This window comes from Pseudomonas sp. EA_65y_Pfl1_P113, from assembly GCF_963970525.1.
GTDB lineage: Bacteria > Pseudomonadota > Gammaproteobacteria > Pseudomonadales > Pseudomonadaceae > Aquipseudomonas > Aquipseudomonas tritici.
Genome location: NZ_CAXAQM010000007.1, coordinates 131,710 through 144,884 on the forward strand (window position 1 = coordinate 131,710; position 13,175 = coordinate 144,884).

Genomic DNA, 13,175 nt, shown 5'->3' on the forward strand with positions numbered 1-13,175 from the left:
GCGGGAATGTTCAGGTCTGTTCAGGCGTTATTCAGCAGGGCAGCCGGCACCATAAGTCGGCGCCTCTTACCTGACAGGTCAACCGATGGATCACCGCAACCGTTTTCGCCTGGAATCCCTGGGCATTTTCCTGTTTGCCCTGTTGCTGTTCACTCTGGGTATCTGGGATCAGCAACCCCAAGGGTTTGACGGACGCTGGGCGCTGTTCCTACAAGAAATGTTTCGCCATGGCGCGAGCCTTTTCCCGACTACCTATGGCCAGCCCTACGCGGATTACCCCGGCACCGCGACCTTTTTCAGCGTTGTGTTCGCACGACTGTTTGGTGCGCCCAACCATCTGGCGAATGTGCTGCCCACCGCCCTGGCGTCCGCCGGGGTGGTTGCCTTGATCTATCGCTTGCTCGTCCCGGCGAATCGCCAGTGGGCGCTGCTCGCCGTGCTGCTGGCGTTGCTCACCACCCAACTGCTCGAAAAATCCCGCTCGGTCTGCCTGGACCAGATGGTAGCGTTGCTCTGTATAGGCAGTTTTTACCTGCTGCACAGTGGTGGGCGCTGGAGGCGGCTGGCGGTGTTTGCGTTGTTCATCCTGGGCTTTGCCATACGCGGACCGCTGGGGTTGATCGAAGTCTGTGGCGTGGTGTGCGTGTATTGGGCGCTGGGCAAGCCTGGCGAGCGCGTGAAGCAAGTGCTCATTCATGGCCTCGTCGGCCTGGTGTTGTTAGCAGCCTGTTGGTGGCTGCTGGTGAAACTGGCGCGCCTCAGCGGTGGTGACGCATTTGCCGATGAAGTGTTCAAGATGCAGGTGGGCGGACGCCTCGATGAAGCCGGTGAGCCGTTCTATTTTTACTTCCAACTGAGCTTGTATCGCTACTTCCCGGTGGTGCCGTTGGCGCTGGCCACCATGATTGCGCTGCGTCATCGCTGGGCCGAGCGGTTTGAGGGCGATATGCAATTGGTGGTGCGGCTCGGTGCGTGCGGCTTGATGATCTTGCTCGGGCTGTCGGTGCCGCACTTCAAGCGCGCTTACTACATCCTGCCCCTGGTGCCGATGTTTGCGGCTGTCGCGGCCTATGGGCTGCTCCATGCGCAAGGTTGGCTCGCTGGCGTGCGCCGCTGCTACGAAGGGCTTGTCGTGGCGCTACCGGCGTTGTGCGTCGTTGCAGTGTTTGTCTGTCGGCATGGGTGGCACAAGCATGGTTACTGGCCAGATGTTTCGTTGCCGCTGCTGATCGGTGTGCTGATGGTGTTCCAAGTGGCGGCGTTGATTGCCTGGCGGCGGGTGGGGCGGTTGGTTTGGCTCAGCCTGATTGCATTGTCGGCGCAATGGTTGTTGTTGGTGATGGTGGTAGAGCCGGCCAAGGACCTGCAGTTTGACACCCGGCAGTTTGTCGGCCAGGTGGAAGCGCTGCGCGTCACGCAGCCGGGGCCGTTGGTGTTTATCAACCTCGGCCGGGATACCTGGGCAGTGCGCTACATGATGAACCTGGATCACGATGAGCGGCCGGTGTTTGTGGGGGCTCATGAGCTTGACCGATTAGGTGCGTTGCCACGGCCGGCGTGGGTGATTGTGGCGCGCAAGGAAGTGGCGTTGCTGCAAGGGACATCCCTGGCGGACGTCGCTCCAAGCTTTGAAGGGCGGTTGAACGATAATCCGCTGATGGTGTTTTTGCTGAAGTGAGCGAAGCGCGAGATCAAAATCGCCACTGGGTTAAGTCAAATCCCAGGCAACAAAAAACCCGCACTAGGCGGGTTTCTTGTGTGCTTTCAGGTGTGCTTGACATCACCTGAAAACGAAAGGTGGTGCCCAGAGACGGAATCGAACCGCCGACACGGGGATTTTCAATCCCCTGCTCTACCGACTGAGCTATCTGGGCAACGGGGCGCATTAAACGGGTTTTTCAGGGGGTCGTCAAGCAAGTTTTCAAAAAATATTTAATTATTACCGTCGCTTACGTGCCGACCCCGGTTTTTGATCAATTATTGAGCAGGTGGCACGTAGCCGTCGGCCTTGGCGTAATCCTCGCCGGAAAAGAACTTGTCCATCTCGCCTGCCAGGTATTTACGGTCTTCGGCGTTCATCATGTTCAGGCGTTTTTCGTTGATCAGCAGAGTCTGGTGTTTCAGCCAGTCGCCCCAGGCTTTGGCGCAGACGTGCTCGAAAATGTCCTGGCCCTTGGCACCTGGGTACGGAGGGCGTTCGAGGCCTGGCAATTCTTCTTTGTACTTGCGGCACATGATGGTGCGGGTCATGACGAAACTCCTGCATTCAATACGTCGGCCGCGCGCTTCAGCAGTTTTTTCACCGGGGCGGCAAGGCCCAGGCGCGGCGGGGTGGCGAGGTTATACCAGAGCCAGTCGGCCTCGGCCACGTGGTTGGCGGATTCCTCGACCTGGACCAGCCAGGGTTCGATAGCCAACTGAAAGTGGCTGAAGGTGTGAGTCAGGCTCGGCAGTTCCTGTTGCTTGCCCAGTGCCAGCGCGTGCTGGTTGGCCAAGTGTTCCAGGTCTTGCAGGTCATCCAGCTCCGGCAAGCTCCACAGGCCGCCCCACAGGCCCGTCGAGGGGCGACGGTAAAGCAGGATCGCGCCCTCGGCATTCGCCAGCAGTGGCATCAGCGTGCGTTTTTGCGGGATGGTCTTGCGCGGCTTGGGGATCGGGTAGCGCGTCTCCAGGCCGAGCATGTGGGCTTCGCAGGTTTTTTCCAGTGGGCACAATAGGCAGCTGGGTTTGCTGCGGGTGCAGAGGGTGGCGCCCATGTCCATCATCGCCTGGGTGTAGGCGTTGACGCGATCATGCGGCGTGAAGCGTTCTGCGGTGGCCCACAGCTGCTTTGCCACCTTGGGTTCGCCGGGATAGCCTTCCTGCGCCGTGAAGCGTGCCAGTACGCGCTTGACGTTGCCGTCGAGGATCGGCGCACGCAGGCCCATGCTCAGGCTGGCGATCGCACCGGCGGTGGACAAGCCTATGCCGGGCAACTCGGTGAGCTTCTCGACATCCTTGGGAAACTCGCCGCCGTATTCGGCCACGACAATCTTCGCCGTCTTTTGCAGGTTGCGGGCCCGCGTGTAGTACCCCAGCCCGGTCCATAAGTGCAGCACTTCATCTTCCGGGGCTGCCGCCAGGGCCTCGACCGTCGGCAGCGACGCCATGAAGCGGTCGAAGTAATTGAGCACGGTACTCACCTGGGTCTGCTGCAGCATGATTTCCGAGACCCACACCCGATAAGGCGTGATGCCCTGTTGCCAGGGCAGGTCGTGGCGACCGTGACGGTCGTACCAGTTGAGCACCGCCTCTGAAAATTGCTCGTTTCTCATCGATTGAACAGGCCTTTCAGTGCGTCTTTGAGCTTCGGGTTGACCTTGTCGAGCTTCTCTTCAAGCTTTTCGTTGAGGCGGTTGCCCGCCGCCTTGATCGCGACTTGGCCAAGGCCATCCTTATCCAGGCGGCACGCCTTGGCGCCCAATTCCAGCGGGCCACGGCAGCGCAGCGGCACTTCGATGCCCTGGAAGTTGGAGCCCACCTGGCAGGCCGGGTCCGGCGTTTCACGCTGGTCACCTTCGACAATGATGCCGATGCGGTAGTCCATGCCCAGGACGCGCAGGTCGACATCGCCATTACCGTTGACCGTCAGGCCCGGTATGCGCACTTTCAGGTCCGGGTTGCTGGCGACACCGTTACGGAAGGTCAGGTTACCCTTCAGTTCCTGGAACGGCGTGTCTTTGCCTTGCGGTGTGCTGCTCAAGGTTTTGCGGTTGAGCAAGGCGATGCCGGTGCACAGTTGCTGTTCAAGGTTGGCGTTGAGCAGCACGCCGTTGTTGATCACGAAACTGGCGGTGCCGTTGAGGCTGTCGATCAGCGCTTTCTGGCTATTGCCACGGCCAGTGAGGTTGCTGTCGAGGGTGATCTGGCCCTTCACCGGCGGAGTTTGCCCCTGGGCTTGCAGGATGCGTTCGACCGGTACCTGCTTGATCCGGCTTTGCAGCGCGAGCACCGGGGTATCCTGGCGCACATCGAGGTTGCCGTTGGCCTGGAAGGTGCCGTTGTAGAGGCCGCCGCTCAGGGTGTCGAGCTTGAGTTGGCCATTGATGCCGGACGCTTTTAGCACGGCATTCTGGATCGGCAACTTGCTCAGGGTCAGTTGGCCAAACGCCAGGTCGGCGTCCACATCCAGCGTGCGCAGGCGGGTCAATGGCAACAGTTTGTCGGTGCTCCAGGCGCCTTTGGTCGGCGCGTCGGGCAGCGGTGTGGTGCCGCCAGCAGCCATGGCACCGGCTTCGCTGTTCTGCACTTCGGCCTGGCGGGCAGCGGCTGCGCCCTTGGCGGATTCGGACTTGGCCGGCAGATAGTTGTCGGCATTGAACGTGTCGCCCTTGAGCTGCACGCGCAGGGACTGCTTGGCAAAATCGTCCACGGCCACGCGACCGGTGAAGGTGCTGCCGTCGAGTTTCAGGTTGAGGTCTTCCAGGGCGATGCTGCTTGGCGTGCCCTTGAGGCGGCTGACCAGTTCGACTTTGCTCAGGCTGCCCTCGGCCATTGGCGGCAGCGGGTGGCCGACGCTGTCGAGGAACTTGGCCAAGTCGAATTGGGCGATGGACAGGGCGCCGCTGAGCTGCGGGGTCTTGTCCAGGTCGTTGACCTTCAGCTCGCCCAAGGCGCGCAATTGGTTGGCCGAGAGCTTAATGTTGGTCCATTCGGCGATATTCGCCGCCTGGTCCACCAACAGTTGGCCCTGGGTCGAGAAGGTCACGGTCTTGCCTTGCAGTGGCTCGCCCGTGGCTTCGCCGGTGATCTTCATGTCTTCAAGCTGGTAGCGCTTGAGCGCACGCTGGATGCGCAGGTTGCCGTTGAGTTCGGTCTTGACGCGCATCACCGGCTGATTGCTGCCGAAGAAGGCGGTGAGTTTCACCGGGATGCTGGCGCCTTCATGCACGGCGCCAGCGCTCAATTGGATGCTTTCGGCGCTGAACTGCTTGCCGGTCTGCTCATCGTTATATTCGATGCGGGCGTTGTTGACCGTCAGGCTGTCGATGTCCAGGCGGATGGGTTTTGCCGGCTTGTCCGATTCGGGTTCGGCCGGTTGTTCAACCGAACCAGGGCTGCCGACGCTCGCCTCTGTCACGTTCTTGCCGATGTCTTCCCAGTTGCCGTGCCCTTCCTTGTTGCGGTTGAGGCGCAGGTTCAGGCCTTCGACACGTACGTCACTCATCTGCACTTCGCGGCGCAGCAGCGGCAGCACGCGTACCGACAGGCCGAGCATCTGCAGGTCGGCGAAGGGCTGGGTCGGTGCGGTCAGGGTTGCCACGCTGGCTTCGTGCAGTTCCAGGCCAAGCCAGGGGAACAGGCTCCAGCCGATGTCGCCATTGAGCGTCAGCTCGATGTGGGCCTTGTCGCGGGCAATCTGGCGAATCTCGTCTTTATAGTCGTTGGGATCGAAGAGATGGGTCAGGGCAAAGCCTAGAGCCACAATGATCAGCAACAGCCCGAGAAGTACCAGACCCAGGATTTTGCCGAACGCTTTCATGGGCGAGTCCTTGTATGTCGATTTCAAAATTTAGCCGCAGAGTATAACGCCCGACGGCCTGCGGCAGTGCTCCGATCGTTACATTGTATCCAGGGGCGAGGGAACGGGTTTTTGGCGTCAAACAAACAGATTTCTTGAAAAAGGTGATATCAGTTTGGTTTTTCTGTCATCGACAGGTGCTAATCTCTGCACGTTCGTCCGCCTTCTGCGACTTAAGGTCGCGCCTAAAATGGAGCTTCACTCAACAAAACGGCCACGCTTTGCGTGCAAGGCCGAGGGAGAGAGCGCCTGACGGACACATACTAACAACTGGGGGAAACACCAATGAGCATTAGCACTGCGGCCGCTTCAACTGCCGCACAGCCTGCGTTCCTGTCCAAGGAACGCATTATCGCCAAGCCCGGCTTCAACCGCTGGCTGGTTCCGCCGGCCGCCCTGGCTATCCACCTTTGCATCGGCATGGCCTACGGCTTCTCGGTGTTCTGGTTGCCATTGTCCAAGGCGCTGGGTATCACCAAGCCGGTTGCTTGTGCGCCGGACATGAGCTTCATCGCCCAAGTCTTCTCGTCCCAATGCGACTGGCCCATCTCCATGCTGGGCTGGATCTACACCTTGTTCTTCATCTTCCTGGGCTGCTCGGCAGCCATCTGGGGCGGCTGGCTGGAACATGCCGGGCCACGTAAGGCCGGTGTTGTGTCGGCGTTGTGCTGGTGTGGCGGCCTGCTGATCTCGGCGTTGGGTATCTATACCCACCAGATCTGGCTGATGTGGATCGGCTCCGGGGTCATCGGCGGTATCGGCCTGGGCCTGGGCTATATCTCGCCGGTATCGACCCTGATCAAGTGGTTCCCGGACAAGCGTGGCATGGCCACCGGTATGGCGATCATGGGCTTCGGCGGTGGTGCGATGGTTGGCGCCCCGTTGGCAGCCGCATTGATGGGTCACTTCGCAACGCCAGACAGTGTGGGTGTATGGCAGTGCTTCCTGGTGATGGCTGCGATCTATTTCGTGTTCATGATCGGCGGCGCCTTGTCCTACCGCGTTCCACCCACCGGCTGGAAACCTGAGGGCTGGACCGCACCGGCGAAAAAAGCCAGCAACGCGATGATCACCCACCGCCACGTGCACGTGAACGTGGCGTGGAAAACCCCGCAATTCCGCCTGGTTTGGCTGGTGCTGTGCCTGAACGTATCCGCCGGTATCGGCATCCTCGGCATGGCTTCGCCACTGCTGCAGGAAGTGTTCGGCGGCAAGCTGCTGGGTGTGGATGTACCGTTTGGTCAGCTGGATGCCGGTCAATTGGCGTCCATTGCCGCCATCGCAGCAGGTTTCACGGGGCTGTTGAGCCTGTTCAACATCGGTGGCCGATTCTTCTGGGCGTCGTTCTCCGACTACCTGGGGCGTAAAAACACCTACTTCGTGTTCTTCGCCCTGGGCTTTGCCCTGTACGCGTTGATCCCGAACCTGGGGCATTTGGGTAACGTGGCGCTGTTTGTGGCGGCGTTCTGCATCATCCTGTCGATGTACGGCGGTGGTTTTGCGACCGTTCCGGCCTACTTGGCTGACCTGTTCGGTACGCAAATGGTCGGCGCGATCCACGGTCGCCTGCTGACCGCCTGGGCCGCTGCGGGCGTATTGGGCCCGGTGTTGGTGAACTACCTGCGTGAGTATCAGCTGAGCATTGGCGTTGAACGCGCTGCGGCCTACGACATCACCTTGTACATCCTGGCCGGCCTGCTGGTGCTGGGTTTCATCTGCAACCTGCTGGTTCGTCCGGTGGCCGACAAGTATTTCATGACCGATGCCGAATTGGCCGCCGAACAGGCGCTGGGCCATGACAAAGGCGCGGATGCGACCACTTCCCTGGAGTGGAAAGCGGCGTCCGGCACTGTGCCTTTGGCCATTGCTGCCTGGCTGGTGGTGGGTATTCCGTTGGCGTGGGGTGTGTGGGTGACCCTGCAGAAGACGGCGGTACTGTTCCGCTAACACCAAGCGTGCAGTGAGCGGGGCAGCCCGCTCACTGCACGACTGGCGCTCACATGTATGCACATGTCTATCCCCGACATCTCTCGCTTCAACTCGTCAGTCTTATCCCCTCCGATGTTTCTGTTTAGCGCCCGCGCCCCTATAATGGCCGCCTTTTTCGCCCAATGATTTTGCGGAGCTGGTGATGGCCGAACGTAAGGCGTCTGTCGAGCGCGACACTCTGGAAACCCAGATCAAAGCCTCGATCAACCTGGATGGCACCGGAAAGGCCCGATTTGATATCGGTGTCCCTTTTCTTGAGCACATGCTGGACCAGATCGCCCGTCACGGGCTGATCGACCTGGATATCGTCAGCAAGGGCGACCTGCATATCGACGACCACCACACGGTGGAAGACGTCGGTATCACGTTGGGCCAGGCATTTGCCAAGGCCATCGGCGACAAGAAAGGCATCCGTCGCTACGGCCATGCCTATGTCCCGCTGGACGAAGCGCTGTCGCGCGTAGTCATCGACTTCTCCGGCCGCCCAGGCCTGCAGATGCACGTGCCCTACACCCGCGCCACCGTGGGCGGCTTCGACGTCGACCTGTTCCAGGAGTTTTTCCAGGGTTTCGTCAACCACGCACTTGTCAGCCTGCACATCGACAACCTGCGCGGCACCAACACCCACCACCAGATCGAAACCGTGTTCAAGGCTTTCGGCCGCGCGCTGCGCATGGCCGTCGAGCTGGATGACCGCATGGCCGGGCAAATGCCTTCGACCAAGGGCGTCCTGTAATGCAGACGGTCGCGGTTATCGATTACGGCATGGGTAACCTGCACTCGGTGGCCAAGGCCCTCGAGCACGTCGGTGCCGGCAAGGTGCTGATCACCAGCGATGCCAACGTGATTCGCGAAGCCGATCGCGTGGTGTTCCCAGGTGTTGGCGCGATTCGCGATTGCATGGCCGAGATCCGCCGCCTGGGCTTTGACAGCCTGGTGCGCGAAGTCAGCCAGGACCGTCCGTTCCTCGGCATCTGCGTGGGCATGCAAGCCTTGCTCGAGCGCAGCGAAGAGAACGACGGTGTCGACTGCATCGGCCTGTTCCCTGGGCAAGTGAAGTTCTTCGGCAAAGACCTGCATGAAGACGGCGCTCACCTGAAAGTCCCGCACATGGGCTGGAACGAAGTCAGCCAGGCGGTGGATCACCCGCTGTGGCACGACATTCCGGACATGGCACGCTTCTACTTCGTGCACAGCTACTACATCGCCGCCGGTAAGCCGGGCCAGGTGGTGGGTGGCGGGCACTACGGCGTCGATTTCGCCGCTGCGCTGGCCGAAGGCTCGCGGTTTGCCGTGCAGTTCCACCCGGAGAAGAGCCATACCCATGGCCTGCAATTGCTGCAGAACTTCGCCGCCTGGGACGGGCGCTGGTAATGGCCAGGAAGCCGAAGCAGCCGGTCTTGAACCTCACGCCTGAACAGGAGAGTGAGGCTACCCTCAAGATCAAGCGTTTCATGGAAGATCGCTTCGAGCTCAAGCTGGGCTCGTTCGAGGTCGCCGAGATCCTCGAACTGTTCACCACTGAAGTGGCTCCGCATTATTACAACAGGGCGATTTTCGACACGCAGACGCTCCTCAAAGAAAGGTTCGAAAGCATCGAAAGCGACCTGTGGTCGCTTGAGAAACCCTGATTTCCCAAGCATTGCTGAATATCGAATAAGGTTTGCCAGATGCTGATTATCCCCGCTATCGATCTCAAGGACGGTGCCTGCGTACGTCTGCGCCAAGGCCGCATGGAAGACTCCACCGTATTCTCCGACGACCCGGTGAGCATGGCCGCCAAATGGGTCGAAGGGGGCTGCCGTCGCCTGCATCTGGTGGACTTGAACGGCGCTTTCGAAGGCCAGCCGGTGAACGGTGAAGTGGTCACCGCCATTGCCAAGCGTTACCCGAACCTGCCGATCCAGATCGGCGGCGGTATCCGCTCTCTGGAAACCATCGAGCACTACGTCAAGGCCGGCGTGAGCTACGTGATCATCGGCACCAAGGCGGTGAAAGACCCGGCCTTCGTCGCCGAAGCCTGCCGCGCCTTCCCCGGCAAGGTGATCGTGGGCCTGGACGCCAAGGACGGTTTCGTTGCCACCGACGGCTGGGCTGAAATCAGTACCGTGCAAGTGATCGACCTGGCCAAGCAATTTGAAGCCGACGGCGTCTCCGCCATCGTTTATACCGACATCGCCAAAGACGGCATGATGCAGGGCTGCAACGTGCCGTTCACCGCTGCGCTGGCGGCCGCCACGAAGATCCCGGTGATCGCTTCCGGCGGTATCCACAACCTGGGCGACATCAAGTCGCTGCTGGACGCCAAGGCGCCCGGCATCATCGGCGCCATTACCGGCCGCGCGATCTACGAAGGGACCCTGGACGTCGCCGAAGCCCAGGCTTACTGCGATGCCTACAACGGCTGAGGACTGACCATGGCGCTGGCCAAACGCATCATCCCTTGCCTGGACGTCGACAACGGTCGCGTGGTCAAGGGCGTCAAGTTCGAGAACATCCGCGACGCCGGTGACCCGGTGGAAATTGCCCGTCGCTACGATGAGCAAGGTGCCGACGAAATTACGTTCCTCGACATCACCGCCAGCGTCGACGGCCGCGACACCACGTTGCATACCGTCGAGCGCATGGCCAGCCAGGTCTTCATCCCGCTGACCGTGGGCGGTGGCGTGCGTACTGTGCAAGACATCCGCAACCTGCTCAATGCCGGCGCGGACAAAGTCTCGATCAACACGGCGGCGGTGTTCAACCCGGAGTTCGTGGGCGAGGCCGCGCAGCACTTCGGCTCGCAATGCATCGTGGTCGCCATCGACGCGAAGAAAGTCTCGGGTCCGGGCGAAACCCCGCGCTGGGAGATCTTCACCCACGGTGGGCGCAAGCCAACCGGCCTGGACGCGGTGGAGTGGGCGATGAAGATGGAAGGCCTGGGCGCCGGTGAAATCCTGCTGACCAGCATGGATCAGGACGGCATGAAAAACGGCTTCGACCTGGGCGTGACCCGTGCCATCAGCGATGCGCTGGGCATCCCGGTGATCGCTTCCGGCGGCGTCGGCAACCTGCAGCACCTGGCCGACGGTGTGCTCGAAGGCCACGCCAGTGCGGTGTTGGCGGCGAGTATTTTCCACTTTGGCGAATACACCGTTCCCGAGGCCAAAGCGTATATGGCGGCACGCGGTATCGTCGTTCGCTAAACGCTGCTGGACACCATGGCAGGCCAGAGGCACTCTCTGCGCTTGCCATGGATTCCGGTAACTTTCATGTTCAAGCACCTGTTGCTCGCCCTTGCCAGTACGTCCCTCCTGTTGACCACTCCGGCTCACGCCGAAGAACCGTCCGACGCCTCCCTGGTATTGCTGACGGAAAACTTCCCGCCCTACAACATGGCGAAAAACGGCAAGAACTTCGCCAAGGACGAGAACATCGAAGGCATCGCCGTGGACATCGTGCGCGAAACCTTCAAGCGTGCGGGCATTTCCTACAATCTCACCCTGCGCTTTCCCTGGGAGCGCATCTACAAGCTCGCCCTGGAAAAACCAGGCTACGGCGTGTTCGTGATGGCGCGCCTGCCGGACCGTGAGGCGCTGTTCAAATGGGTCGGCCCCATCGGCCCGGACGATTGGGTGCTGCTGGCCAAGGCCGACAGCAAGATCCAGCTGGAGGACCTGGAACACGCGCGCCGCTACAGGATCGGTGCCTACAAGGGCGATGCCATTGCCCTGACCCTGGAGAAGCAGGGCCTGAATCCCGTCGTCGTGCTGCGCGACCAGGACAACGCGCAAAAGCTGCTGGATGGCCAGATCGATCTGTGGGCCACCGGCGATCCGGCCGGGCGCTACCTGGCGCGTCAGGTCGGTATTACCGGGCTCAAGACCGTGTTGCGCTTCAATAGCGCCCAGCTCTACCTGGCCCTCAACAAGGAGGTGCCGGATGACCAGGTGGCGAAGTTGCAGGCGGCGCTCGACCAGTTGCGTAACGACGGTGTGATTGACGAAATCATGGCGCGCTATCTCTAGACGTCAACGCGGCTTGAGCAAATCGACCCGTAACGTGGAAGGTTGGTCGGCCTGGTCATAGGCATACGTACAGATTTTGTAAGGCGTTTCTCTGACGGTGATCAGGCGTAGATATTTCTCCAGCGGCATGTCGGGGTAGTCATTGAGGGGGTGCACGATATCGATGATGTCGTCGTCGTCATCTTCCGGTGGTGTGGGCGCTGGTGGAATGGGCAGGTAGCCGACTGGCCGCAGGCAGTCGGTGGTGGCGGCCGGCCCGAACTTGTAGGTGTAGCGATGCATGAAGGGAGAGGCCAGGTTCCAGATCACCGTGTAGGCCGCCGAGCCTTGCTTATCCAGGGTGATCGTCAGGTTCGGCGTACGTGCCGGTCCGGGTTCGGCAAGCTCGACCGCCAGGGTCAGGGCGTTTCTCATCATGCCGTCCGTGACCCGTTGCTCAGCGGAGTCGACGCCCACAATACACAGCATGTGCATCCCCGTTTGCGGGCCGATGGCGTCGTTCACAAAGGCGTTGGCGGCCTTGATCGGCGCGCTGTAGTGCACCGGGCTTTCGCAGTCGATGGCACGTCGAGTGATTTTATAGCGGTAAAACGGCGTGTTGGTTGTGAACTTCAGGTTCCAGCGCGGCACGATGTCTTTGCCTTTCCCGTTTCCCTTGCGGGTGAAATATTGCTGGATAGGTTCCGGGCTGGCAAACGTGATGGTCGTGGTGGGGTAGAGGTTGCAGTCCTCGCTGTCGGCTTGCAGCACGCCTCGCACAAAACATTGGTTGAGGAACGTGACCGGGCTGCCGTAGTTGGTCTCGGCATGCCAGACAGGTATGCCGCTGTTGACCTCGCAGGGCGCGTCGCGCTGGCATTTGCGCTCTTCGGGCTGGCCGGTGGTGCTGGTGCTGAGAACGCCGAAAAGCGTGTTGGTGGCTCTGTCCAGCAAAGGCCCGCCAAAACCGCCGAGACCGACGCCTTGGCACTGGTTCTTCATGGTGACGCGCCACACGAACGGCTGTTCCACCAACTCGCGTGAGGCTTGATGGCTGCAGGCGGATACATGCAGGGTGTCCCACTCAGGGGCTGCCAAGGCGAGGATGTCGTTGCCATCGGCAGGTATTTCTTCAGCCAGCTTCAAGGGCGTGATGCCGGCCTTGATCAAGTCTGCCAGCGAGGCTTGCAACTCGATAATGGCCAGGTCGACGCCCTGGCTGCTGCCCCACTTGAGGGTCTTGAGGGAGTAGGTCTTGAGCGTTTCCAAGGTGTCATCGAAGTAGTTGAAGCTGACGCTGCCCTTGATCGGCAAGTCTTTTTGCACCGAACCGTTGAGGCGGTGCAGGCAGTGGCTGCTGGTCACCACATAGGCGGGCCCCGACCGGCCGGCGTCGTCCCGGGTGTCGAGCAGGCTCGCGGTGCACAATGTCTGGGCCTGGTTCCTGATTCGACCGATGCCGTTCCAGTGGTCGTGTTGATGGTTGGCGTTGCTCAGCCTGTGTGCGGGGCTGGCGTTGGCCAGGCCTTCGCCGAAGTCCCGGGGGGCAGCCGCGAGTTGGCCCGCCAGGCTGCCGAGCAACAGCCCGGAAAGAGCGATGCGGATGATGTTCATAAAACGTCCTGTAAGAGTGAACC

General features: G+C 60.9%; 12 protein-coding genes and 1 tRNA gene. 8 read left to right on the forward strand and 5 right to left on the reverse strand.

What is annotated here, in order from left to right; all coding sequences use genetic code 11:
• Positions 1–85: 85 nt before the first annotated feature.
• Entirely contained in the window at positions 86–1,678 is a 1,593-nt protein-coding gene (locus AACY52_RS09350) for a hypothetical protein (RefSeq protein WP_339560439.1), read from the forward strand.
• A 120-nt stretch (positions 1,679–1,798) separates the two neighbouring features.
• On the opposite strand, the gene AACY52_RS09355 is transcribed toward AACY52_RS09350, so the two are convergent.
• The 4 genes from AACY52_RS09355 to AACY52_RS09370 form a co-directional block, all read right to left on the reverse strand.
• A tRNA-Phe gene (locus tag AACY52_RS09355) sits at positions 1,799–1,874 on the reverse strand.
• Between the two features lie 103 nt (positions 1,875–1,977).
• Positions 1,978–2,250 (reverse strand): oxidative damage protection protein, encoded by a 273-nt coding sequence (locus AACY52_RS09360; RefSeq protein WP_339415481.1) that lies wholly within the window; start codon positions 2,248–2,250, stop codon positions 1,978–1,980.
• Positions 2,247–3,314, reverse strand: coding sequence for an A/G-specific adenine glycosylase (gene mutY / locus AACY52_RS09365; RefSeq protein ID WP_339560440.1), 1,068 nt, complete (start codon positions 3,312–3,314; stop codon positions 2,247–2,249). Before mutY ends, AACY52_RS09360 begins: the two co-directional genes overlap by 4 nt.
• Positions 3,311–5,521: an AsmA family protein gene (locus tag AACY52_RS09370; RefSeq protein ID WP_339415483.1), complete on the reverse strand. Its 2,211-nt coding sequence runs from the start codon at positions 5,519–5,521 to the stop codon at positions 3,311–3,313. Before AACY52_RS09370 ends, mutY begins: the two co-directional genes overlap by 4 nt.
• A 324-nt stretch (positions 5,522–5,845) precedes the next feature.
• On the opposite strand from AACY52_RS09370, the gene AACY52_RS09375 reads away from it, so the two are divergent.
• The 7 genes from AACY52_RS09375 to AACY52_RS09405 all read left to right on the forward strand — a co-directional run bounded on the left by AACY52_RS09375 (position 5,846) and on the right by AACY52_RS09405 (position 11,559).
• Complete coding sequence (locus AACY52_RS09375; RefSeq protein WP_339427307.1) at positions 5,846–7,507, forward strand: OFA family MFS transporter; 1,662 nt, start codon at positions 5,846–5,848, stop codon at positions 7,505–7,507.
• Positions 7,508–7,691: 184 nt separating this feature from the next.
• Entirely contained in the window at positions 7,692–8,285 is a 594-nt protein-coding gene (hisB, locus tag AACY52_RS09380) for an imidazoleglycerol-phosphate dehydratase HisB (RefSeq protein ID WP_003218037.1), read from the forward strand.
• On the forward strand, positions 8,285–8,923 hold the full coding sequence (gene hisH, locus AACY52_RS09385; RefSeq protein WP_339438085.1) for an imidazole glycerol phosphate synthase subunit HisH: 639 nt from the start codon (positions 8,285–8,287) through the stop codon (positions 8,921–8,923). The genes hisB and hisH overlap by 1 nt, the downstream gene beginning before the upstream one ends.
• Positions 8,923–9,180 (forward strand): DUF2164 domain-containing protein, encoded by a 258-nt coding sequence (locus AACY52_RS09390; RefSeq protein ID WP_012721747.1) that lies wholly within the window; start codon positions 8,923–8,925, stop codon positions 9,178–9,180. Before hisH ends, AACY52_RS09390 begins: the two co-directional genes overlap by 1 nt.
• A gap of 39 nt (positions 9,181–9,219) precedes the next feature.
• A complete protein-coding gene (hisA, locus tag AACY52_RS09395; protein ID WP_003187784.1) occupies positions 9,220–9,957 on the forward strand; it encodes a 1-(5-phosphoribosyl)-5-[(5-phosphoribosylamino)methylideneamino]imidazole-4-carboxamide isomerase in 738 nt (245 codons plus the stop codon).
• 9 nt (positions 9,958–9,966) lie between these two features.
• Entirely contained in the window at positions 9,967–10,737 is a 771-nt protein-coding gene (hisF, locus tag AACY52_RS09400; RefSeq protein ID WP_003187786.1) for an imidazole glycerol phosphate synthase subunit HisF, read from the forward strand.
• A 66-nt stretch (positions 10,738–10,803) separates the two neighbouring features.
• Entirely contained in the window at positions 10,804–11,559 is a 756-nt protein-coding gene (locus tag AACY52_RS09405) for an ABC transporter substrate-binding protein (protein ID WP_339435762.1), read from the forward strand.
• A gap of 3 nt (positions 11,560–11,562) precedes the next feature.
• Here AACY52_RS09405 and AACY52_RS09410 read toward each other — a convergent pair whose 3' ends face one another.
• Positions 11,563–13,152: a serine protease gene (locus AACY52_RS09410; protein WP_339438083.1), complete on the reverse strand. Its 1,590-nt coding sequence runs from the start codon at positions 13,150–13,152 to the stop codon at positions 11,563–11,565.
• Positions 13,153–13,175 lie beyond the last annotated feature (23 nt).

Bases quoted from the DNA above. Each gene is read 5' to 3' on its own strand.
- AACY52_RS09410 (WP_339438083.1), bottom strand. From the start codon at position 13,152: ATGAACATCATCCGCATCGCTCTTTCCGGGCTGTTGCTCGGCAGCCTG.
- AACY52_RS09405 (WP_339435762.1), top strand. From the start codon at position 10,804: ATGTTCAAGCACCTGTTGCTCGCCCTTGCCAGTACGTCCCTCCTGTTG.
- AACY52_RS09370 (WP_339415483.1), bottom strand. From the start codon at position 5,521: ATGAAAGCGTTCGGCAAAATCCTGGGTCTGGTACTTCTCGGGCTGTTG.
- AACY52_RS09390 (WP_012721747.1), top strand. From the start codon at position 8,923: ATGGCCAGGAAGCCGAAGCAGCCGGTCTTGAACCTCACGCCTGAACAG.
- hisF (WP_003187786.1), top strand. From the start codon at position 9,967: ATGGCGCTGGCCAAACGCATCATCCCTTGCCTGGACGTCGACAACGGT.
- AACY52_RS09360 (WP_339415481.1), bottom strand. From the start codon at position 2,250: ATGACCCGCACCATCATGTGCCGCAAGTACAAAGAAGAATTGCCAGGC.
- AACY52_RS09350 (WP_339560439.1), top strand. From the start codon at position 86: ATGGATCACCGCAACCGTTTTCGCCTGGAATCCCTGGGCATTTTCCTG.
- hisH (WP_339438085.1), top strand. From the start codon at position 8,285: ATGCAGACGGTCGCGGTTATCGATTACGGCATGGGTAACCTGCACTCG.
- AACY52_RS09375 (WP_339427307.1), top strand. From the start codon at position 5,846: ATGAGCATTAGCACTGCGGCCGCTTCAACTGCCGCACAGCCTGCGTTC.
- hisB (WP_003218037.1), top strand. From the start codon at position 7,692: ATGGCCGAACGTAAGGCGTCTGTCGAGCGCGACACTCTGGAAACCCAG.
- hisA (WP_003187784.1), top strand. From the start codon at position 9,220: ATGCTGATTATCCCCGCTATCGATCTCAAGGACGGTGCCTGCGTACGT.
- mutY (WP_339560440.1), bottom strand. From the start codon at position 3,314: ATGAGAAACGAGCAATTTTCAGAGGCGGTGCTCAACTGGTACGACCGT.